Here is a 21,589-nt window from a genome sequence, read left to right as displayed (position 1 = left end):
CGGTTACGCAGCCTTGCCGTGGCAGTGCTTATACTTGCGCCCCGATCCGCACGGACACGGCGCGTTGCGGCTGATCTCGCCGGTGAACAGGTCGTCTGACGCCTCGGGCATCGGCGACTGGCGCGGCGGCAGCGTCGCGGTGACGGTGCCCAGAGTGCCGCCGTCGATATCCGCGCTGTTGTCCTCGCCCGTGAACGGATCGAAATGGGTGGTGAGGAAATCGGGCAGTTCGGGCAGCGCCGGGACTTCCGGTTCGCGGATTTCCAGGTTCATGATCGTACCGGTCACGTCCTCGCGGATCACCTCGAGCATGCGCTCGAACAGGCCGAACGCCTCGCTCTTGTACTCGTTGATCGGCGTCTTCTGTGCATAAGCGCGCAGGAACACGACCTGACGCAGCGCGTCGAGCGTCGCCAGATGCTCCTTCCAGTGATGGTCGAGGCTCTGCAGCAGCACCGATTTCTCGATCGAGCGCCACATGCCAGTCTCGATCTCGCTCGCCTTGGCCTCGACCTTGGCCTCGGCCATCTCGCGGATGCGCTCTTCGAGCATTTCGGGGTCGACCGCGTCTTCCTGCAGCCAGGCATCGATATCGGGCTCGAGCCCGAAGACCTCGCTGACGCGCGCCTTCAACTGGCTGACATTCCACTGTTCGGGATAGCTGCCCGGCGGGCAGGCTTCGCCGACGATCGCGTTGACCGTGTCCGCGCGCATGTCGGCGACGACATCGTCGACCGCCTCGGCATCCATGATCTCCGAACGCTGCTCGTAGATCACCTTGCGCTGGTCGTTCATCACGTCGTCATATTCGACGACCTGCTTGCGAATGTCGTAGTTGCGCGCCTCGACCTTCTTCTGCGCGGTCTCGATCGCCTTGGACAGCCATTTGGAGCCGATCGCCTCGCCATCGGCCAGGTTGTTCTTCATCATGCGCGAGAACAAGGTGTCGGGCCCGAAGATGCGCAGCAGATCGTCCTCGAGGCAGAGATAGAAGCGCGACAGGCCGGGGTCGCCCTGACGGCCCGAACGGCCGCGCAGCTGGTTGTCGATGCGGCGGCTCTCGTGCCGCTCGGTGCCGAGCACGAACAGGCCGCCAGCATCGAGCACCTGCTGCTTCTCGGCGGCGACCTCGGCCTTGATCCGCTCGATCGCGGCATCGCGCTCGGGGCCCTCGGGCATGTCGCGAAGCTCGTCGTCGATGCGGAACTCGACATTGCCGCCCAGCTGGATGTCTGTGCCGCGGCCCGCCATGTTGGTGGCGATGGTCACCGCGCCCAGACGGCCCGCCTGCGCCACGATATGCGCTTCCTGCTCGTGGAAGCGCGCGTTGAGCACGCTGTGCTTCACGCCTTCCTTGTGCAGGAACTCGGAGAGCATTTCCGACTTCTCGATCGAGACGGTGCCGACCAGAACCGGCTGGCCGGTCTCGTATTTCTCGCGAATCGCCTTGGCGATCGCCTGGAACTTGTCGGTCGTGTTCTTGTAGAACTCGTCCTCCTCGTCGATGCGGCGGATCGGGTTGTTGGTCGGGATGGTGACCACGTTCATCTTGTAGATGTCGAAGAATTCGGCCGCTTCGGTCGCCGCGGTGCCGGTCATGCCCGACAGCTTGGGATACATGCGGAAATAGTTCTGGAAGGTGATCGAGGCGAGCGTCTGGTTCTCGGGCTTGATCTGCACGCCCTCCTTCGCCTCGACCGCCTGGTGCAGGCCGTTCGACCAGCGGCGACCGTCCATCATGCGACCGGTAAACTCGTCGATGATGACGATCTGGTCATCCTTGACGATATAGTCGATGTCGCGCTTGAACATCACATTCGCCTTGAGCGCCTGATCAAGGTGATGGACAATCTGTGTGTTCTCGACATCATAGAGGTTGCTGCCGGTGAGCAGGCCGGCTTCCTCGAGCAGCCGCTCGGCCTTCTCGGTGCCGTCCTCGGTCAGGATCACCGAGCGCGACTTCTCGTCCTTCTCGTAATCAGCCTCGTCGAGCTTGAGCACGATCGCGTTGACCGCGATGTACATTTCGGACTTGTCGTCGGTCGGGCCGGAGATGATCAGCGGGGTGCGCGCCTCGTCGATCAGGATCGAGTCAACCTCGTCGACGACCGCGAAATTGTACGGGCGCTGCACCATCTGGCTGCGCTCGTGCTTCATGTTGTCGCGGAGGTAATCGAATCCGAGCTCGTTATTGGTCGCATAGGTGATGTCGGCGGCATAGGCCTCGCGCCGCTGCGTCTCGTTGAGGTTCGGCACGATCACGCCGGTGGTGAGGCCCAGGAAACGATAGACCTGGCCCATCCATTCGGCGTCGCGCGCGGCGAGATAGTCGTTCACCGTGACGACGTGCACGCCCTTGCGCTCGATCGCGTTGAGATAGCAAGCGAGCGTCGCCACCAGCGTCTTGCCCTCGCCGGTGCGCATTTCGGCGATCTCGCCGCGATGCAGCACGATACCACCGACCATCTGCACATCGAAATGGCGCATCCCAAGCGTGCGGATCGAGGCTTCGCGGACGGTGGCAAAGGCTTCGGGCAGAATGTCGTCGAGCGTCTCGCCCGCTTCGAGGCGCGCGCGGAACTTGAGCGTCTGGTCGCGCAGTTCCTCGTCGGACATGGGGGAGATCTGCGGCTCGAAGGCGTTGATCTTGTCGACGATCTTGAGCAGGCCCTTGACGTAACGGTCGTTGGCAGAGCCGAAAAGCGATTTGGCAATGGCGCCGAGCATGGCGGTAATTCCTTGGAAAACTTGGGAGAAACGGTCGAATGCCAGGCGCAGGCGCGCGTGTCTGGCCGGCCCCGGTCAGGACAGGGGCTGAAGACGCATCGAAAGACGCGCCGGATTGCAGCTTATTGGAGCAGCCGGTCCGAACGATGGACGGTAAGCGGCGCGACGCGGATGGTCCGCGCGATCAGGCGGTGCTGGGTCGGCCGCAAAGTGATGACCAGCGGCAGCAGCGTGACGACGAGCAGCACTGCGGCACTGATGGCGACCTGGCGGTCCTCGGCCAGGATCTGCGAGTCGCGGACGACATTGTTGCCCGCCGCCATGGCCGGATCGGCCAGGCGCACGCCATCGCTCACCGAAAATCCGGTCAGTAGCGCAAGCAGGGCAAGAAGCAGTTTCACTGGGAGCACGTCATCCTGTTGAGGCGGTTACATAGGCAATGGCAGGCCATTCGTCCATGGCCTTGCACGGATGGTCATGCCTGTTCGGCTTGCGGATCGAGCGCCTGCGGGTCGAAGGCCTCCGAATCCACCGCACCGAAGCTCAGGTGCATTCCTGCCCTCATACTGCCGGCCTCCATCTGGAGTTCCAGCCGCTCGCAGTCTCTCCGGCGGAATTCCTCGACCACGCGATCGGCGACCACCGGGTCGATGCCGGTACGCAGCAGCGCGGTATGCGCGAGCTTGACCGAGGATTCGAACAGCTCGCGCTGCGCTGCCGCGATCGGCGCGTGCTTGAGCGCGAGCAGCTGGCGCCGGTCGTTGGCGCGCACGAAGATCTTGGCGTCGGGAAAGGCATGCGCGATCGGCGCGATCTGGTCTGGCCCGAAATTCTTGTCGTCCATGCAGAACAGCAGCGCGCCCGCGCCTTCCGCCCCTGCCCGGCGCAGCAGGTCGATGCGCGTGCCATCGCCATAGAAGACCTTGCGGCCGAATTCGCCGCTGAGGCGGATCTGGTCGGGATTGATGTCGATCAGCGTGACGGAAATGCTCGCGCCCGCGAAGATCTGCGCCACCGCCTGGCCGAACCGGCCATGGCCGATGACGATCGCGTTCGACTGGCGCGCCTGTTCGGGATCGACCATGTCCTCGGTGCCCGATCCGCGCACCCCGCCGAACAGCCGGGTGGTGAGCATCAGGAACGGCGTGGTCGCCATCGACAGCGTGACGATCGCGCCGAAGCGGCTGGCGGCGGAAGGTTCGATGAGCAGCGCCGCCTGCGCCTCGGCGAACAACACGAAGGCAAATTCGCCGCCCTGGCTGAGCAGCAGGCCGAGCACGAACGCGGCGCGGTTTTCCATGCCGAACGCCTTGGCGATGCCGAAGATGATGGCGACCTTGATCCCCACCAGCGCCAGCGCCATCGCGATCACGAACAGCGGGTCGGCCATGATCACGCCAATATCGAGCATCATGCCGACGCCGAGGAAGAACAGTCCGAGCAGGATCGAACGGAACGGGTCGATATCGGCCTCGAGCTCGTGCCGGAAAGGCGAGTCGGCCAGCATCACGCCCGCGATGAACGCGCCCAGCGCCGCCGACAGGCCGATGGCATTCATCAGCGCCGCGCTGCCGAACACCGCGAACAATCCGGCGACGATGAACAGCTCGCGCTCCGCCACCTTGCCGATCAGCTTGAGCAGCGGCGCCAGGCCATAGCGCCCGGCGATCACCAGCCCGCCGATCGCCGCGACGGCATAGAGCGCGAGCAGCCAGCCCGGGGTCTGCGGTCCGGTCTGCGGCGCACGCGACAGCGCAGCGATGATCGTCAGCAGCGGGACGATCGACAGGTCCTGGAACAGCAGGATCGAGAAGGCGCGCTCGCCGGTGGGGGTGTTCAGGCGTCCCTGCGATTGCAGCAGCGGCAGCACCTGCGCGGTCGAAGACAAGGCGAGCGGCAGGCCGAGGCCGAGCGCCGCACCCCAGGTCGAACCCGTGACGAGGAACACGAACCCGGCGAGCACCAGCCCGCACACCACCACCTGGCTCATGCCAAGCCCGAAAATATCGCGCTTCAACTGCCACAGCCGCGCCGGGGCGAGTTCGAGCCCGACCAGGAACAGCAGCAGCACGATGCCGATCTCGGCGAAACCGACGATCAGTTCGGGATCGGCGACCAGCCCGAGCACCTGCGGCCCGATGATGATGCCGCCGACCAGATAGCCGAGCACCGCGCCAAGGCCCAGCCTGCGGAACAGCAGCACGAAGGCGAGCGCTGCGGCGAGCAGCACCGTGCCCGAGAGGAAGATATCGCCGCCATGTTCCATGCGTTCAGGTGTCCGTTCGGGCCGAAAGGTCGAGCGCGGCGACCGTCGCGCGCCAGGGCAGCATAATCGAACCGTGCCGCGCCGGATAGGGCAAGGCGCTGGCGAGATGCTCGATCCCCGGCCATTGGCCCGGATCAGGGCGCTCGCCAGCCAGAAACGCGGCAATATCGTCGCGCGCCGCCTCCAGCGCGTCTCTCCCCTGCCCGGCCACATGGCCTGCGAGGATCGCGGTCGAGGCCTGGCCGAGCGCGCAGGCGGTCGCCTGCACGCCGAAGCGCTCGACCCGCCGGTCCCCATCAAGCGCCAGCCCCACCTTCACCACCGATCCGCAGCTTTGCGAGCGCAGTTCGGCGCGGTGCGGCAGATCGTCGGTCAGCGGATGATCGGCGAGCGACACCGCGAGCGCAAGGATGGCGGGGGTGTACAGCACCTCAGCCATGACGCCCCCGGCGGCCCGGCTCACTCATCGCCGAGCGTCTGCTGATAGTCGTAGAGGTCGACCAGTGCGGTGCCGCTGGCGTTGAGCAGCGGATAGGTGCGGCTGTCGGTGATCCATTCGGGCTGGCCCTCGTTCGGCCAGACGATGCCGTGCAGCATGGTGACGAGCAGATAGGTCAGGGTCGCCAGGATCAGCCCCTTGACCGCGCCGAAGCCGAAACCGAGCACGCGGTCGATCGGGCCGAGCACCGACTTGCGCGTCCGGCTGCGCAGCGTGGTCGCGATGAGCTTTCCGATCAGATAGACGCTGAGATAGATGCCTACCAGCGCCAACGCCGCCGCGCCCGCGTCATTGCCCACCGGCTCCTTGAGCAGCGCTGTCACCGGCGCGTGGAACAGCCGCAGCGCGAAGATGCCCGCCACCCAGGCGATCAGTGAGATCGCAGCATAGACGAAGCCGTTGAGGAAACCCAGAATCGCGCCGCCCGCAAGCAGCGTGAGGACAAGGACATCGAATGCGGTCATGGAGCGAACCGCTAGTTGCGGCCCAGCAGTTGGTCAACGAGATTTGCCAGCCGGGCATAGGAAGACAGCCGCATTCCGCCGGTATCGCCCGAGGCCTTGGCCGTCACGCTCGCGGGCACCAGCGCCTTTTCAAAACCGAGCTTCGCCGCCTCGCGCAGCCGCAGCCCCGCATGCGCGACCGGACGCAGCTCACCCGACAGTGCGAGTTCGCCGAACACGATCGTGCCTGAGCCCAGCGGCCGTTCCGACAGCGCCGAGACCAGCGCCGCGGCCACCGCCATGTCCGCCGCCGGATCGGACAGGCGATAGCCGCCCGCGACGTTGAGATAGACCTCCGCGGTCGAGAAGCTCAGCCCGCAGCGCGCCTCGAGCACCGCGAGCACCATCGCCAGCCGTCCCGAATCCCAGCCGACCACCGCGCGGCGCGGCGTCGCCCCGCTCGACAGCCGCACGGTCAGTGCCTGGATCTCGACCAGCACCGGCCGCGTGCCCTCCAGCGCGGGGAAGACCGAGGTGCCCGGCATCTGCGCGTCGCGATCGCTCAGGAACAGGCTCGACGGGTTGCCCACCTCGGACAGCCCCGCCTCTTCCATCGCGAACACGCCGATCTCGTCGGTCGCGCCAAAGCGGTTCTTGATCGAACGCAGGATGCGATACTGGTGGCTGCGCTCGCCCTCGAAGCTCATCACCGTGTCGACCATATGCTCGAGCACGCGGGGGCCCGCGATCGTGCCGTCCTTGGTGACATGCCCGACCAGGATCACCGCGCAGCCGCTTTCCTTGGCATAACGGATCAGTTCCTGCGCCGAGGCGCGCACCTGGCTGACCGTGCCCGGCGCGCCCTCGATCAGGTCGCTGTGCATCGTCTGGATCGAATCGATCACCAGCATCACCGGCGATTCCATGCTGCGCAGCGTGGTCAGGATGTCGCGCACCGATGTTGCCGAGGCGAGATCGATCGGCGCGTCGGCCAACCCCAGGCGCAGCGCGCGCAGCCGCACCTGATCGGCCGCCTCCTCGCCGCTGATATAGACGATGGCATGGCCTGCGCGCGCCATGTTGGCCGAGGCCTGGAGCAGCAGGGTCGACTTGCCGATGCCCGGATCGCCGCCCATCAGCGTCGCCGATCCCGCGACCAGCCCGCCGCCCAGCGCGCGGTCGAACTCGGCAATGCCGGTCGTGATGCGCGGCGGCAGCTCGACCGCGGCATCCAGCCGCGCGAGCTGGATGCGCTGCCCGCCGGTCTGCAGGTCGTGCCGGGCAGAGAAAGCGGTGGGCGCGGCCTGTTCGGTAAGCGTGTTCCACTCGCCGCAATCGGCGCACTGGCCCTGCCAGCGGTTGGAGACGCTGCCACAGGCCTGGCAGACATAGGTTTTGCGCGGCTTGGCCATGGCGGCGGCATAGCCCGAACAAAACTGGAACGCAATTGCCGCTTTGCGCTTGCCTTCGCGCGTAACATGGATAGCGTTGCAGCGAACTGACCTTACAAGCCTGCAACAACAAAGGGTCCGCGCCGCCGCCATGCGCCAGAAGGAACTTCGCATTGCCCTGGTCTGCTATGGCGGCATCAGCCTCGCGGTCTACATGCACGGCATCACCAAGGAAATCTGGCGCGCCACCCGAGCCAGCCGCAATTTCCACGCGGGCGATCCCCCCGCCAGCGGCAGCCAGGCCATCTATCGCGAACTGTTCGAGGCCTTTGCAGCGCAGAGCCAGGTGAAGCTGCGGCTGCTGCCCGATATCATCGCAGGGGCCAGCGCAGGCGGCATCAACGGCGTGTTCCTGGCGCAAGCGCTGACCAGCGGCCAGTCGCTCGAACCGCTCACCCGGATGTGGCTCGAATGCGCGGATATCGACCGTCTGCTCGATCCCGATGCGCGGCCCTTTTCGCGCTTCACCAAATTCTGGGCGCAGCCGCTGGTCTGGCTGCTGCTGCGGCGGCCCGGCGGCGCGCTCGACCGCAGTGTCGCGCCCGAGGCGCGCGCCGAGGTGCGCACCAAGCTCTCGCGCCTAGTGCGCGCGCGATGGTTTGCCCCGCCCTTCAGCGGCACCGGCTTTTCCGCGCTCTTGTACGAGGCGATGGAGGCGATGGCAGCCACGCCCGCCGGACCGCGCCTGCTGCCGCTCGGCCAGCCGCTCGACCTGTTCGTCACCGTCACCGATTTTCGCGGGCATCTCGAGCGGCTGCGGCTCAACAGCCCGGCCGAGGTGGTCGAGACCGAGCACCGGCTTTCCATCGGCTTTCGCTATCTGCGTGGCCGCGACGATTCGCTCGCCGATCCGGCCGAACTGGTCTTCGCCGCGCGCGCGACCGCGAGCTTTCCCGGCGCCTTCCCGCCGTTCAACGTCGCCGAGATGGACCGGATGCTGGCGCGGCGGGAGAAGCACTGGCCTGGGCGCGAGGCCTTTCTGGCGCGCGTCTTTCCGCAGCAATATGCCGCAGGCGAGGCGGAAAGCGCGGTGCTGATCGACGGATCGGTGCTCGCCAACGCGCCGTTTGCCCAGGCGATCGACGCATTGCGCGACCGGCCCGCGCATCGCGAGATCGACCGGCGCTTCGTCTATATCGACCCCAAGCCGGACATTGTCGGCGGCATGGACCAGTCGCGCGAACGCGATGCCATGGGCCAGCGACTGCCCGGCTTCTTCTCGACCATTTTCGGCGCGATCTCGGACATTCCGCGCGAACAGCCGATCCGCGACAATCTGGAAGGCATCGAGCGCCGCTCCTCGCGCGTCCGCCAGATGCGCGCGATCACCGATGCGCTGCGCGCCGAAGTCGAGGAAGCGGTGAGCAAGCTGTTCGGCTACACCCTGTTCCTCGATAGCCCGACCCCGCAGCGGCTGACCAAATGGCGCAACAAGGCGCAGGACCGCGCCGCGCATATGGCGGGCTTTGCCTATGCCTCCTATGCGCAGCTCAAGCTCGCGACGATCGTCGAGGACATGGTCGACACGCTGCGCCGCGCGCATCGCGGTCCGCGCGCGCTCTATGCCGAGCGGCTGCGCGAGGCGATCCGCGCCGAACTGCACCGCAGCGGCATGGACCGGCTCTCGGGCAAGGGCGGCGGGGCGAGCGACGAGGCGATCCTGTTCTTTCGCACCCAGGATCTGGGCTTCCGCATCCGCCGCCTGCGCTTCCTGGCGCGGCGGCTGGGCGAGGATATCGCGCAATCGGGCCGCACACCGCCCGAAGCGGTGGTCGCGATGCACGAAACGCTCTACGCCTGCCTTTCGCACTATCTCGACCGGGAGACGACCGACCATCTCGGTCAGGGATTTGCCGATATTGCCGCAGGCGCGATCGACGACCCCGCCATGGCGATCGCCGAGCTCGCTGCGCGCCGCGACCTGCGCAGCGCGGACGGTATAGTCGACGAGCAGCTTGCAGGCGCCCTCGCGCTGCTGCCGCGCGAAAGCCGCCGTTCGCTGCTGCTCGCCTATCTCGGTTTCCCGTTCTACGATATCGCCACTTTGCCGCTGCTCCAGGGCGAGGGGCAGAACGAATATGACCCGATCAAGGTCGACCGCATCTCGCCCGACGATTGCCAATCGCTGCGCCAGGGCGGCGCGACGGCGATGCTCAAGGGGATCGAGTTCAACAGCTTCGGCGCGTTCTTCAGCCGCGCCTATCGCGAGAACGACTATCTCTGGGGACGCCTGCACGGGGCCGAGCGGTTGATCGACATCATCGCCTCGGCCATGCCCGATGGCAGCCTGTTTCCGCCGCACCTGCTCGCCGATTTCAAGCGCCGCGCGTTCCTGGCGATCTGCGACGAGGAAGAGGCGGTGCTGACCACCGATCCCGATCTCGTCCCTGGCATCCGCCGCGAAATCGAGGCGGCATTCAGCGGCTAGGCTTTCCATTGCCGCGCGGCGTCCCTAGCTTGGTCGCCATGAATTCCACGATCGCCCGCTGGCTGATGCTGCCGTTGCTCCTGCTGATCCAGGCGTGCAGCGGCTTTCCGTTTCTCGACATGGGGATGGCCGCCTGGGACGGCCCGAAGAAAGGCACGCCCGCGCTCTGGCATGTCCAGGGGCCGAATGGCGGCGAAGCCTGGCTGTTCGGCGGCATCCACGCGCTGCCCGCAGATCTCAAATGGATCAGCCCGAAGATGAAGAAAGCGATGAACGAATCCGACCGGCTGGTGCTTGAGGTCGTAGGGCTGGAGGATTCTGCCGAAATCACGAAGACCTTCCAGGAACTGGGCAACAGCCCCGGCCAGCCGCCGCTTGCCGATCGCCTGCCGCCCGCGCTGCGCGACAAGGGCGAGGCGCTGCGTGCCGCCAGCCGCCTCTCGCCCTCGCGCTTCGAGACGCTCGAAAGCTGGGCCGCAGCGATCTCGCTCGCGGGCGCCGCCACAGCCAATCTGGCGATGGTGCGCGAGGAAGGCGTCGAACGCGTGCTCGCCGCGCGCTATCGCCGCCGCGACAAGCCGGTGATCGGGCTCGAGACCCCGGCGCGCCAGTTCACCTATTTCGACCAGCTGGACGAGGCCGACCAGCGCGCGATGCTCGAAAGCGTGATCGCCGATGCCGACAATGCCCCTAGGGCCTATCGCGACATGGTAACCGCGTGGCTCGAGGGCGAGCCCGAAAAGCTTGCGGAAGCCGCCAATCGCGGGCTGCTCGAACGTCCGCAGATCCGCGAGCGCATCCTGGTGCGCCGCAACCGCGACTGGGCCGCGCAGATCGAGGACCTGCTGAGCCTCGGCGCCAGGCCCTTTGTCGCAGTCGGCGCAGCGCATCTGGCGGGCGATGACAGCGTCCAGGCGCTGCTCGAGGCGAAGGGCTACAAGGTCACCCGCCTCCAATAGGCCCGAAACGCTTGCTTTTCGCGAGAGTCGCGACTATGCGCACCGCTTCCCCGCCGCCATGGTCATCCCTGGAGGCGTGGCCGGGGATATTTTGACCATCTACAATCTGGAGACAGTTTATGAGCGATACGCTTACCCTGTCGGCCCAGCTGCGTGATCGGGCAGGCAAGGGAGCCTCCCGTGCACTCCGCCGCGAAGGCCGTGTACCCGCCGTCATTTACGGCGACAAGAAGGATCCGGAAACGATCCATGTCGAAGAACGCGCGCTGAACAAGTTGCTCGGCACCGGCCATTTCATGAACTCGATCGTCGAGATCGAAGTCGATGGCAAGACGATCGTCACCCTGCCCAAGGACGTGGCGTTCCACCCGGTCAGCGACCGCGCGATCCATGTCGATTTCCTGCGTATCGCCAAGGGCGCGACCGTTGAAGTCGCCGTGCCCGTCGTGTTCGTCAACGAAGACGCCTCGCCCGGCCTGAAGCGCGGTGGCGTGCTCAACGTCGTGCGTCACGAGCTGGAACTGGTCTGCGACGCGACCAACATCCCCGACGAGATCGAAATCGACGTCACCGGCACCGATGTCGGCGATTCGATCCACATCTCCGCGGTCAAGCTGCCCAAGGGCGCGACCTCGGCGATCACCGACCGCGATTTCACCATCGCCACGATCGTTGCTCCCTCGGCGCTGAAGTCGAGCGAAGGCGACAACGAAACGCCGGCTGGCGAGTAATCCATCTTTCTCGCCCTCTCCCCCTTGGGGGAGAGGGTTGGGAGAGGGGAATGTCGAGAGGCTGGCGCATCGCCCCTCTCCCCGCCCCTCCCTGAACCAAAGGGAGCGGTTCCATGCAAATCTGGGTTGGCCTGGGCAATCCCGGCCCCGAATATGCCCTGCACCGGCACAATGTCGGGTTCATGGCGATCGACATCATCGCCGACATGCACGGTTTCGAGCCGCCCAAGCGCCGCTTTCAGGGCTGGGCGCAAGAGGGCCGTCTAGGCAATCAGAAGCTGCTGCTGCTCAAGCCCGCGACCTTCATGAACAAGTCCGGCCAATCGATCGGCGAGGCGATGCGCTTCTTCAAGCTGGGGCCTGAGGACGTCACCATCTTTCACGATGAGCTCGACCTTGCCCCGTTCAAGGTCAAGGTGAAGCGCGGCGGCGGCACCGCCGGGCATAACGGCCTGCGCTCGGCCGACCAGCATATCGGACCCGAATTCCGCCGCGTGCGGATCGGCATCGGCCATCCCGGCAACAAGGACCGGGTGACGGGCCATGTGCTCGGCAATTTCGCCAAGACCGAACTCGACGACCTGACCGACATGCTCGGCGCGATCGGCGCGGAAGCCGGCTGGCTGACGCAGGACGACGATGTGCGCTTCATGAACGATGTCGCGATGAGGCAGCAGGGATGAGCCTTGCAGCTCGCAGCGATGCCCGGCTGCTCGCAATGTTCGCGCTGCTGTCGCTGATCGCGACCGGCTGCGGCATCGCGGCGATGGTGCTGAGCGGCACGCCGCAGATGCGCTGGATTCCCAATGTCGTCGCTTGGATCGTCGGCGGCGGCGCGGCCTTCGCGATCGCGCGGACCGCGCCCTCGCCCAGGGTCTGGATCGGCATTGCGCTCGGCGCACTGGCGCTGGTCGCGGCGACATTGGTGGGGCCCGATCAGCAGGGCGTGCACCGCTGGCTCGCCGCCGGGCCGCTGTTCGTCAATATCGCCGCGCTCACCCTGCCTGCCGCTCTGGTCGCGATGGCGCGGCTGGGCGCGCAGCACCGGCTGGTGCCGATGATCGCGACGCTGCTCGCCGCGATCCTCGCGCTGCAGCCCGATGCGTCGCAGGCGTTCGCGCTGGCGCTCGCTGGTTTTGCCATCCTGGTCATCGACAAGCGCATCTCGGCGCTAGTCACCACCTTGTGCCTGTTCGGAATTGCCGCGTTGTCGCTGCTCCGCGCCGATCCGCTGCAACCGGTGGCGGAGGTCGAGCAGATCATTCAGCTCGCGCATGCGTCCGCGCCTGCGCTCGCCTGGGCTGCCGTGGCGAGCCTGGCCGCCATCCCCGCGATGCTGTTCGCGCGGCGGCTGGACGATGTCGCCGCGCGCGCGCTCGCGCTCTATATCGCGGTTGCCTGCGCCGCGCCGATCTTCGGATGGTTCCCGGTCCCGCTTGTGGGCGCAGGCATGAGCTTCCCGCTCGGCCTCTGGCTGGGCATCGGTCTGCTCGCGGCGCGGCGCGGCTAGAACCGGCGCTCGAGCCAGTCGACCGCAAAGCGCGTCATCGCGGGCGCCTCGACCAGCAGCGCATCGGCGCTACCGACCTTGCCCTGCCGTCCGCCGCCCGCCGCGACGAAATCGCGCACCACTTCGTCGAAATAGTCGTCGTCGAGCCCATCGACCACCGGATTGCCGGTGTCATATTCCTCGACCGTGCGCCACACCGTCTGCCCGTCCTCGAGAAACGGCACGTCCCAGCGGACGACGCGCTTGCCCGGGATGTCGGCAAGATGTTCGGCATGGTGGAGCAGCGTCATCGTCTCCCACGGCGCGCCGATCATCACGACCTTGCCGCCCGCCTCCACCAGCCGCGCCAGAGGAGTGCCGGGGCCATAGCCGTAATCGAGCGGGTGCGGATCGATCAGCCAAGCGGCCTTCGCCCCCAGCGCCACCATCGAGGGGCCGGGGCTGAGGCTCCGCAGCGCGCCGGGCGTGGTGCGCAGGAATTCAGGAAATGCGCCATTGTCGCGGATCGCGCGCGATGCGGCGGGATCGAAGGGCAACACATGGTCGCGCCATTCGGGCAGGATATGCCCTTCCTCGTCGCAAGCCGCTTCGGGGGCGCCCTGCCAGTCGGCATAGGCCATGACCGTGCCGTCCGCCCCCACCACCTGGCGCAGCGCCGCGATCAGTGTATCGGGCCCGGCGATCATCGGCCCGACGCTGCGCAGGCCAGCATGGCCCAGCACGATATCGCCCTGCCCCATCCCGAGCGCCGCCAAATCGCGCGCGAGATCGTCAATAGTCCAAAAGGATTTCATGCTCGCGCAGATGTGTGCGGACGGGTCCTAAGACAAGTCCTTGGGGGAGCGGAAGATTGCCCCCGAAACGATGTCTTGTTGCTGACGCACAGCTTTCTTCGACCTGTCATCGCGCCGCCATCACGATCGCGCGCAACTCGGGCAACACACGCGCACGCCGTTCCAGCGCGGGGCTGAATGCGGCACCAACACCATGATTTTTCGGGGGAATCACCTTGTCTCACCTGACCGACGCTGCGCGCGCGCCCTATCGCATCGAACATGCCGATCATGACGATCCCAACAGCCTGGAAGCGATCGTCGCGGCCAATCCGTCGCGCCGCAAGATCCTGGTGAACGGCCTGTTCGGGCTGGCGCTGGCGCCGATGGTCGCAAGCTGCGGCGGTGACGGCAATGGCGCGGGCAACAATGTCACGCTGCCCCCCAATACCGGCACTGCGCCGACGCCGACACCGACCCCGGCCCCTGCCCCCAGCTTCTCGGTCACGTTCAACTCGGTCCCGGCCAATCAGAACGACCGCGTCACCGTGCCGACCGGATATGAGACCGCCGTGCTGCTCAAGGCGGGCGATCTGATCGAGCCCGGCGTCGCCGGCTTCTCGGGCGCCTTCCCTACCCCCGGCCAGGCCGAGAAATGGGCCGGCGGCAACCATGATGGCATGGAGCTGTTCGCAATCCCGAACACCGACGCCAACACGTCGGGCGTGCTCGCGGTGAACTTCGAATATCCCGATTTCAACATCCTGATGAGCGACGCCGATGCGGCGGCGGTCACCAGCAATCCCGCTTCGGCCACCGCCGCGCAGCGCCAGCTCGCGCTCTCGGCAGTTGGCGTCGGCGTAGTCGAAATCACCAAGGGCGCGGACGGCAAATGGTCGGTCGTTCCCAATTCGCGCTACAACAAGCGCTATACCGGCAACTCGGCCTATCGCGTCGGCGGTCCGGCGGCAGGTCTGCTCAGCAACCCGATCAAGGGCACGCTCAACAACTGTGCCAGCGGCCGCACGCCGTGGAATACCTATCTCACCTGCGAGGAAACCACGGACAACTATTTCGACCCGAGCCAGCCCGCCAACGATTATGGCTGGGTGGTCGAGATCGACCCGTTCCAAGAGCTCGCCCAGCCGACCAAGCGCACCGCAATGGGCCGGTTCGACCATGAGAACACCGCGTTCATGGCCAATGCCGACCGCCGCGTCGCCTTCTACATGGGCGACGATGCGACCCCGGGCTGCATCTACAAGTTCTTGTGCGAACGCGCTTTCAGCGCCACCAACCGCGCCGCCAATATCGACATGCTCGATTTCGGCCAGCTGTTCGTCGCGCGCTTCAACGCGGACGGCACCGGCGAATGGCGTCTGCTGCAACAAGGCCAGAACGGTCTGGTCGTCGGCGCGCGCGATCCGGGCGATGTCAGCCAGTCGACCACGCCGCCCGCTGCGCGCACCGTCGATTTCCGCAACCAGGCCGATGTGCTGATCAACACCAAGTCGGCCGCGCGCGTCGCCGGGGGCACGGTGATGGACCGCCCCGAATGGATCACGGTGGCGCCCGACAACACCGCCATCTTCGTCGCGCTGACCAACAATTCGGGCCGCCGCGTGACCGATGCCACCAACCCGCGCGTCACCAACCGCCACGGCCACATCCTCAAGATGCGCGAATCGGGCGATTCGCCGCTCGCCACCACCTTCACCTGGGAGCTGTTCCTGCTCGCGGGCGATCCGGCGCTGCGTCCGGGCGGCGACAATCTGGTCGGCAATATCAACGGCGATACCTTCTCCAGCCCCGACGGCATCCGCATCGACCCGCAGGGCCGCCTTTGGGTGCAGACCGACCACTCAGTCCCGGGCAATTCGGGCGTCAGCGGCGTCACCATCGACCAGGCGTTCGGCCATAACGCGATGTTCCATGTCGATCAGCGCACCAAGCAGTCCAAGCGGTTCCTGGTCGGTCCGCTCGGCTGCGAGATAACGGGCATCGCCTATACGCCCAGCCTCACCGACTTCTTCATCAACATCCAACACCCGACGGGCAACTGGCCGATCAACGGCGAAAAGCCGCGCTCGTCGACCATCGTGGTGACGCGCACCGACAAGCAACCGGTCGGCAACTGATCGTACCGCAATCATGCGCTGCAGGCTGAGGGTTAACCGTAACAGGCACGCCCAAGTCCCTGAAACATTTGCGGCCGCCAGCAGGTTTTGCGATGCTGGCGGCCGCAGTCTTTCAGGAGTGACAGCCATGGCCGAATTTCCCCATCGCCGCGACGTGCTTGGCGGCGCAGCGCTGGCCGGTATTGCCGCGTTCGCGCCGGGTGCCGCAGCGCAGTCGGCGGCAACACCCGATCTCAAGGGCAAGTCCATTCTCATCACCGGCGCCGCCACCGGCTTCGGCTTTCTCGGTGCACTGCATTATGCGCGCGCCGGTGCAAAGGTCTTCGCGACCATGCGCAACCTGCCACGCCCCCAGGCCAGCGAACTGCTCAACGCGGCAGAGACCGAAAAGCTGGACATCTCGGTGCTCGAGCTCGACGTCCTGTCGGATGCCATAGTCGCCAAGGCGGTGCGCGAAGCAGAGGCACAAGCCGGTGGCGCGCTCGATGTCGTCATCAACAATGCCGGGATCGGCATTACCGGCCCGATAGAGCTGCAGGACATGGAAGCGACGAAGCTGATCTTCGACACGAATGTCTTCGGTGCCCAGCGCGTCGCGCGCGCGGCGCTGCCCGCGATGCGCAAGGTCAAGCGCGGCCTGATCGTCAACATCTCCTCGCAGCTCGGCCGGGTGATCGTCCCCAATGGCGGGCATTATTCCGCGACCAAGTTCGCGCTCGAAGCCTTGAGCGAGCAGATGGCCTATGAACTGGTGCCACATGGCATAGACGTGACGATCATCGAACCAGGCGGCTATCCCACCGATGTCTGGCGCAACCGCAACCGCTATACCGGCGCGCTCAAGGCGCGGCTCGATGCCGAGCGCGCGACGGCCTATCCGGCGGTGGTGGCGCGCATGGGCACGGAGGACGGCAGCGGTCGCTCGGCCGACCCGATGGACGTCCCCCGCGCGATCGCCGAGATCATCGCGCTGCCCGCCGGCCAGCGTCCCCTGCGCCGTGCCGTGCATCCCGGCCCCAAACCGCAAGAAGCGATCAACGAGGTTTCAGCCAGGGTGCAGGTGCAGATGTTGGGCAGCTCCCCCTATGGCCCCTGGGTCAAGGCGGTGCATGATATCGGTTGAGCGGAGAGACTGGAATTGCCCCGGCAATGGCGCTAGGGCGCAGCCAGGGTCGGCGCAGGCGCCGACAATCACTTTCAGGCTGGGATAATCATGGGTTTCAAATGCGGTATCGTCGGGCTGCCGAATGTCGGCAAGTCCACGCTGTTCAACGCGCTGACCGAGACGCAGGCGGCGCAGGCGGCGAACTATCCGTTCTGCACGATCGAGCCCAATGTCGGCAATGTCGCAGTGCCCGATCCGCGGCTCGACAAGCTGGCCGCCATCGCGGGCAGCCAGAAGATCATCCCCACCCAGCTTGCGTTCGTCGACATTGCAGGTCTGGTGCGCGGTGCCTCGAAGGGCGAAGGCCTGGGCAACCAGTTTCTCGGCAACATTCGCGAGGTCGATGCCATCGTGCACGTGCTGCGCTGTTTCGAGGATGACGACATCCAGCATGTCGAGAACAAGGTCGATCCAATCTCGGACGCCGAGACGGTCGAGACCGAATTGCTGCTCGCCGATCTCGAAAGCCTCGAAAAGCGCGTCCCCGGCCTGGTCAAGCGCGGCCAACAGGGCGACAAGGAATCGAAGATCGGCGCATCGGTGCTCGGCAAGGCGCTCGAACTGCTGCGCGAAGGCAAGCCCGCGCGGCTGACCGAGCCTGCCGATGACGAGGAAGCGCGCGTGCTCGCGCAGGCGCAGCTGCTCACCTCCAAGCCGGTGCTCTATGTCTGCAACGTCGACGAGGGCAGCGCGGCTGACGGCAACGCGTTCAGCGCGCGGGTGTTCGAAAAGGCGAAAGCCGAAGGTGCAGAGGCCGTCGTGGTCTCCGCCGCGATCGAATCCGAGCTGGTCGGCATGGACCATGAGGGGCGGATGGAATTCCTCTCGGACTTGGGGCTCGAGGAGACCGGCCTCGCCCGCGTCATCCGCGCCGGCTATGATCTGCTCCACCTCATCACCTTCTTCACCGTCGGCCCCAAGGAAGCGCGCGCCTGGACGGTCGAGGTGGGTTCCAAGGCCCCGCAGGCGGCAGGCGAGATCCACAGCGATTTCGAACGCGGCTTCATCCGCGCCGAGACCATCGCCTATGACGATTACATCGCGCTGAACGGCGAGGCCGGTGCCCGCGATGCCGGCAAGCTGCGCCAGGAAGGCAAGGAATATGTCGTGCAGGACGGCGACGTGCTGCACTTCAAGTTCAACGTCTGATCCGTCACCGGCCTGTCAGATAATCCGGGCATGGCGGTGTTGCGCCGCCACCCCTCGAAGGACCACGACCGATGCTCTCACGCCGCCTGTTCATCGCCGCCGCGCCGCTTGCTCTCGCCGCGCCCGGCATCCTCAGGGCGCAGAGCGTGTTCCGCACCTTCCCGTTCGCACTGGGCATCGCCTCGGGCGATCCCTCGCCCGACGGTTTCGTGATCTGGACCCGGCTCGCGCCCGATCCGCTCGAAGCGCATGGCGGCATGCCGATGTCGCCCATGGCGGTCGACTGGGAGGTGGCGAGCGACGACCGCTTTGCCACGATCGTCGCCAAGGGCCAGGTTATCGCGCGGCCCGAAACCGCACACAGCGTGCATGTCGAGGTCAGCGGGCTGCAGCCGCATCGCCCCTATTGGTATCGCTTCACCGCAGGCGGCGAGCGCAGCTTCGCCGGTCGCGCGCGGACGCTGCCGCTCGCCCAGGCAGCCGTGGATCGGCTGAAATTCGGTGTCGTGGGATGCCAGAATTTCGAGGACGGCTATTACGGCGCGTACAATCACCTCGCGCGCGAGGACCTCGATTTCGTGTTCCACTATGGCGACTATATCTACGAATATGGCGGCAGCCCGACCCGCGCCAATTATTTCAGCGGCAGCCTGCAGGTGCCGGTGCGTCTGCACGTCGGCCAGAATCTCTACGACCTGGCCGATTATCGCCAGCGCTACGCGCAGACCAAGACCGATACCGACCTGCAGCGCGCGCATGCTGCGCACAGCTTCTTCCCGACCTTCGACGATCACGAGATCGAGAACAATTGGGTCGCCGGCATCAGCGGGGGCAAGGACGTCCCGGCAGATGCGTTCGAGCTTCGCCGCGCCGCCGCGCTGCAGGCTTGGTACGAGCATATGCCGATCCGCCGCGCCAATATGCCGCGCTTCGGCACCGGCATCTTCCACCGCACTGCGCGCTTCGGCAACCTCGCCGAACTGCAGCTGCTCGACACCCGGTCCTATCGCAGCGATCAGGCGTGCGACGACGGCTTCAAGCCGATCTGCGAGGGCGTGGGCGACAAAACCGCGCAGGTGCTGGGCGCAGAGCAGGAAGAATGGCTCGCGCGCAACCTCAAGCGCAACACCGCGCGCTGGAACTGCCTGGCGCAACAGATCATGATGATGAGCCTCGACCGCAGGCGCGCCGCGAACGAGGACACCCCCATCGCCAATATGGACAGCTGGGCCGCCTATGAGGTGCCGCGCCAGCGGATGCTGGGCCGGATGGCGGGCCTCGGAAATGTCGTGGTGCTGACCGGCGACGAGCACCAGAATTTCGTCGGCGATCTCGTCCATCAGGACAAGGTCGTGGGCACCGAGATCGTCGCCACCTCGATCAGCAGCGGCGGCGACGGATCGGATCTGCGCTATGGCAGCGAGCAGATGATGAAGAACAATCCCGAGCTCAAGTTCCTCAACGACCAGCGCGGCTATGTGGTCTGCGAGGTCACGCCCGAGGCCTGGCTGAGCCATTTCCAGGTCGTGGACAAGGTATCGGTGCGGCAGAACAGCATCAAGCGCCGCGCGACGGCAGAGGTGGCGCACGGCACGCCCGGCGCGCGGATGACCGGGCTGTCGGCATGATCGCGCGGCTGGTCGCAGCGCTGCTCGCGCTGGCGCTGGCGGCCCCTGCCTCTGCCCAGGCCGAGAATGCCGACCCGCCGGTCACGATCCTGATCTCGATCGACGGGATGCGTCCCGACTATCTCGAGCGCGGGCTGACGCCGAACCTTGCCGAATTCCGCCAGCGCGGCGTCGCGGCGGCGATGCGGCCGAGCTTCCCCAGCAAGACCTTCCCCAATCACTACACCATCGTCACCGGCAAGCGCCCCGACCGCAACGGCATTGTCGGTAACATGATGATCGACCCCGTCCGCCCCGACCAGATGTTCAGCATGGGCGATGCGCGCCAGGCGCTCGATCCGTTCTGGTGGGCTGAGGCCGAGCCGGTCTGGATCACCGCCGAAAAGGCGGGCGTGCGCACTGCGACGATGTTCTGGCCAGGCAGCGAGGTAGCGCATGACGGCCGCCGTCCGAGCGACTGGCTGCGCTTCGACCAGAATATCGGCAATGCGCAGCGCGTGAACACCGTGCTCGACTGGATGCGCCGACCGGCTGCGATCCGTCCGCGCCTCGTCACCATGTATTTCGATACCGTCGACACCGCCGGGCACCGGTTCGGCCCGGGCCGCTCGCCCGAGCTCGACGCCGCGATTGCAGAGGTCGATGCGCGGATCGGCGATCTGGTGCGCGGGGTCGAGACCCTCGGCGTGCGCGCCAATTTCGTCATCACCGCCGACCATGGCATGGCCGAAACCGCCGAGACCCGCGTGATCCAGCTCGACGAGCTGATCGACCGCGCCAGCTATATCGCGGTCGAGGCCGGGCCCTATGCCGCGATCGAACCGGCAGCGGGCACTGACGACCGCGTCTATCAGGCGCTGCTGAAGCCGCACGACCATATGGCCTGCCATCGCAAGGAGCAGCTCCCTGAGCATCTGCATTATGGCAGGAACCCGCGCGTCGCCGCGATCATCTGCGTTGCCGAGATCGGCTGGACAATCCTGTCCGGTACCCCGCCCTATCCGGTCAAAGGGGGCGCGCATGGCTATGATCCCGCCCATGCCGACATGTACGCGCTGTTCATGGCCTTCGGCCCCTCGATCCGCCCAACCGAGACGCTGCCGCTGTTCGACAATGTCGATGTCTATCCGCTGCTCGCGGCGCTGACCGGGATCGCGCCCCTGCCCTCGGATGGCAATCCTGCGACGCTCGCACCGCTGCTGGCGCGCTGATTTTGCTTGCAAATACAAGGTTGCGGATCAAGACTTAAGCCCATGATCCATTATGAAGACCTGGAAGTCGGCACGACTTCGAAATTCGGCCATTATGACGTCACCCGCGAGGAGGTGATGGAATTTGCCCGGAAATACGATCCGCAGCCCTTCCATCTCGACGACGAGGCGGCGGCGCAGACGCATTTCGGGCGGCTCTCGGCGAGCGGCTGGCATACCTGCGCGATGATGATGGCGATGCTGGTCGAGAACATGAAGACCACGCGCCAGGCGGGTCTGGGATCGCCTGGTATGGACAACCTGCGCTGGGTGAAGCCCGTCTATCCGGGCGACACGCTGCGCATCGAGACCACGATCATCGAGAAACGCCGCTCGAAGAACCGCCCGGACATGGGACTGTTCAAGTCCGATCTCGTCATCTTCAACCAGAATGACGAGCCGGTGATGACGCTGCGCAGCAACGGCCTGATCAAGGTCCGCAATCCCGAAGCGCCGATCGAGGACTGAGCGC

General features: G+C 66.1%; 18 protein-coding genes. 11 read left to right on the top strand and 7 right to left on the bottom strand.

The window, feature by feature from the left end:
- Positions 1-3 precede the first annotated feature (3 nt).
- From secA to radA, 6 genes are all read right to left on the bottom strand, one after another.
- On the bottom strand, positions 4-2,727 hold the full coding sequence (gene secA, locus FG486_RS13280; RefSeq protein WP_066276595.1) for a preprotein translocase subunit SecA: 2,724 nt from the start codon (positions 2,725-2,727) through the stop codon (positions 4-6).
- 122 nt (positions 2,728-2,849) lie between these two features.
- Positions 2,850-3,128, bottom strand: coding sequence for a hypothetical protein (locus tag FG486_RS13275; protein ID WP_181267827.1), 279 nt, complete (start codon positions 3,126-3,128; stop codon positions 2,850-2,852).
- A 74-nt stretch (positions 3,129-3,202) separates the two neighbouring features.
- Positions 3,203-4,993, bottom strand: a complete 1,791-nt coding sequence (locus FG486_RS13270; RefSeq protein WP_181267826.1) for a monovalent cation:proton antiporter-2 (CPA2) family protein — start codon at positions 4,991-4,993, stop codon at positions 3,203-3,205.
- Between the two features lie 4 nt (positions 4,994-4,997).
- On the bottom strand, positions 4,998-5,432 hold the full coding sequence (locus FG486_RS13265; protein ID WP_181267825.1) for an iron-sulfur cluster assembly scaffold protein: 435 nt from the start codon (positions 5,430-5,432) through the stop codon (positions 4,998-5,000).
- Between the two features lie 20 nt (positions 5,433-5,452).
- Positions 5,453-5,956: a CvpA family protein gene (locus FG486_RS13260; protein WP_066276610.1), complete on the bottom strand. Its 504-nt coding sequence runs from the start codon at positions 5,954-5,956 to the stop codon at positions 5,453-5,455.
- 11 nt (positions 5,957-5,967) lie between these two features.
- Positions 5,968-7,347 carry a DNA repair protein RadA gene (radA, locus tag FG486_RS13255; protein WP_066276624.1) on the bottom strand — a complete coding sequence of 460 codons (1,380 nt, stop codon included), beginning with the start codon at positions 7,345-7,347 and terminating at the stop codon, positions 5,968-5,970.
- Between the two features lie 130 nt (positions 7,348-7,477).
- Here radA and FG486_RS13250 point away from each other — a divergent pair, with 130 nt between their 5' ends.
- The 5 genes from FG486_RS13250 (at position 7,478) to FG486_RS13230 (ending at position 13,014) form a co-directional block, all read left to right on the top strand.
- Positions 7,478-9,814 (top strand): patatin-like protein, encoded by a 2,337-nt coding sequence (locus FG486_RS13250; RefSeq protein ID WP_181267824.1) that lies wholly within the window; start codon positions 7,478-7,480, stop codon positions 9,812-9,814.
- Positions 9,815-9,852: 38 nt separating this feature from the next.
- Complete coding sequence (locus FG486_RS13245) at positions 9,853-10,773, top strand: TraB/GumN family protein (protein WP_181267823.1); 921 nt, start codon at positions 9,853-9,855, stop codon at positions 10,771-10,773.
- A 119-nt stretch (positions 10,774-10,892) separates the two neighbouring features.
- Positions 10,893-11,504 carry a 50S ribosomal protein L25/general stress protein Ctc gene (locus tag FG486_RS13240; protein WP_066276641.1) on the top strand — a complete coding sequence of 204 codons (612 nt, stop codon included), beginning with the start codon at positions 10,893-10,895 and terminating at the stop codon, positions 11,502-11,504.
- Between the two features lie 113 nt (positions 11,505-11,617).
- Positions 11,618-12,187, top strand: a complete 570-nt coding sequence (gene pth, locus FG486_RS13235; RefSeq protein WP_181267822.1) for an aminoacyl-tRNA hydrolase — start codon at positions 11,618-11,620, stop codon at positions 12,185-12,187.
- Positions 12,184-13,014: a hypothetical protein gene (locus FG486_RS13230; protein WP_181267821.1), complete on the top strand. Its 831-nt coding sequence runs from the start codon at positions 12,184-12,186 to the stop codon at positions 13,012-13,014. Before pth ends, FG486_RS13230 begins: the two co-directional genes overlap by 4 nt.
- Here FG486_RS13230 and aac(3) read toward each other — a convergent pair.
- A complete protein-coding gene (gene aac(3) / locus FG486_RS13225) occupies positions 13,011-13,808 on the bottom strand; it encodes an aminoglycoside 3-N-acetyltransferase (RefSeq protein WP_181267820.1) in 798 nt (265 codons plus the stop codon). The genes FG486_RS13230 and aac(3) overlap by 4 nt on opposite strands.
- 215 nt (positions 13,809-14,023) lie before the next feature.
- On the opposite strand from aac(3), the gene FG486_RS13220 reads away from it, so the two are divergent.
- The 6 genes from FG486_RS13220 to FG486_RS13195 all read left to right on the top strand — a co-directional run bounded on the left by FG486_RS13220 (position 14,024) and on the right by FG486_RS13195 (position 21,585).
- Entirely contained in the window at positions 14,024-15,925 is a 1,902-nt protein-coding gene (locus tag FG486_RS13220) for a PhoX family protein (protein WP_181267819.1), read from the top strand.
- A 127-nt stretch (positions 15,926-16,052) separates the two neighbouring features.
- Entirely contained in the window at positions 16,053-17,048 is a 996-nt protein-coding gene (locus FG486_RS13215) for an SDR family oxidoreductase (RefSeq protein ID WP_181267818.1), read from the top strand.
- Positions 17,049-17,138: 90 nt separating this feature from the next.
- Complete coding sequence (gene ychF, locus FG486_RS13210) at positions 17,139-18,239, top strand: redox-regulated ATPase YchF (RefSeq protein WP_066277192.1); 1,101 nt, start codon at positions 17,139-17,141, stop codon at positions 18,237-18,239.
- A 71-nt stretch (positions 18,240-18,310) separates the two neighbouring features.
- Positions 18,311-19,867: an alkaline phosphatase D family protein gene (locus FG486_RS13205; RefSeq protein ID WP_181267817.1), complete on the top strand. Its 1,557-nt coding sequence runs from the start codon at positions 18,311-18,313 to the stop codon at positions 19,865-19,867.
- Positions 19,864-21,078, top strand: coding sequence for an alkaline phosphatase family protein (locus FG486_RS13200; RefSeq protein ID WP_181267816.1), 1,215 nt, complete (start codon positions 19,864-19,866; stop codon positions 21,076-21,078). Before FG486_RS13205 ends, FG486_RS13200 begins: the two co-directional genes overlap by 4 nt.
- 42 nt (positions 21,079-21,120) lie before the next feature.
- The gene (locus FG486_RS13195; protein WP_066277202.1) at positions 21,121-21,585 is read left to right on the top strand and encodes a MaoC family dehydratase; all 465 of its coding nucleotides are present in this window, start codon (positions 21,121-21,123) and stop codon (positions 21,583-21,585) included.
- Positions 21,586-21,589: the final 4 nt, after the last annotated feature.

This window comes from Blastomonas ursincola (genome assembly GCF_013607875.1).
Taxonomy (GTDB): domain Bacteria; phylum Pseudomonadota; class Alphaproteobacteria; order Sphingomonadales; family Sphingomonadaceae; genus Blastomonas; species Blastomonas ursincola.
The sequence above is the reverse complement of the archived record's forward strand: the minus strand, read 5'-3'. Positions and strand labels throughout refer to the sequence as shown.

Bases quoted from the DNA above. Each gene is read 5' to 3' on its own strand.
- secA (WP_066276595.1), bottom strand. From the start codon at position 2,727: ATGCTCGGCGCCATTGCCAAATCGCTTTTCGGCTCTGCCAACGACCGT.
- FG486_RS13270 (WP_181267826.1), bottom strand. From the start codon at position 4,993: ATGGAACATGGCGGCGATATCTTCCTCTCGGGCACGGTGCTGCTCGCC.
- FG486_RS13265 (WP_181267825.1), bottom strand. From the start codon at position 5,432: ATGGCTGAGGTGCTGTACACCCCCGCCATCCTTGCGCTCGCGGTGTCG.
- FG486_RS13260 (WP_066276610.1), bottom strand. From the start codon at position 5,956: ATGACCGCATTCGATGTCCTTGTCCTCACGCTGCTTGCGGGCGGCGCG.
- radA (WP_066276624.1), bottom strand. From the start codon at position 7,347: ATGGCCAAGCCGCGCAAAACCTATGTCTGCCAGGCCTGTGGCAGCGTC.
- FG486_RS13250 (WP_181267824.1), top strand. From the start codon at position 7,478: ATGCGCCAGAAGGAACTTCGCATTGCCCTGGTCTGCTATGGCGGCATC.
- FG486_RS13245 (WP_181267823.1), top strand. From the start codon at position 9,853: ATGAATTCCACGATCGCCCGCTGGCTGATGCTGCCGTTGCTCCTGCTG.
- FG486_RS13240 (WP_066276641.1), top strand. From the start codon at position 10,893: ATGAGCGATACGCTTACCCTGTCGGCCCAGCTGCGTGATCGGGCAGGC.
- pth (WP_181267822.1), top strand. From the start codon at position 11,618: ATGCAAATCTGGGTTGGCCTGGGCAATCCCGGCCCCGAATATGCCCTG.
- FG486_RS13230 (WP_181267821.1), top strand. From the start codon at position 12,184: ATGAGCCTTGCAGCTCGCAGCGATGCCCGGCTGCTCGCAATGTTCGCG.
- FG486_RS13215 (WP_181267818.1), top strand. From the start codon at position 16,053: ATGGCCGAATTTCCCCATCGCCGCGACGTGCTTGGCGGCGCAGCGCTG.
- ychF (WP_066277192.1), top strand. From the start codon at position 17,139: ATGGGTTTCAAATGCGGTATCGTCGGGCTGCCGAATGTCGGCAAGTCC.
- FG486_RS13205 (WP_181267817.1), top strand. From the start codon at position 18,311: ATGCTCTCACGCCGCCTGTTCATCGCCGCCGCGCCGCTTGCTCTCGCC.
- FG486_RS13200 (WP_181267816.1), top strand. From the start codon at position 19,864: ATGATCGCGCGGCTGGTCGCAGCGCTGCTCGCGCTGGCGCTGGCGGCC.
- FG486_RS13195 (WP_066277202.1), top strand. From the start codon at position 21,121: ATGATCCATTATGAAGACCTGGAAGTCGGCACGACTTCGAAATTCGGC.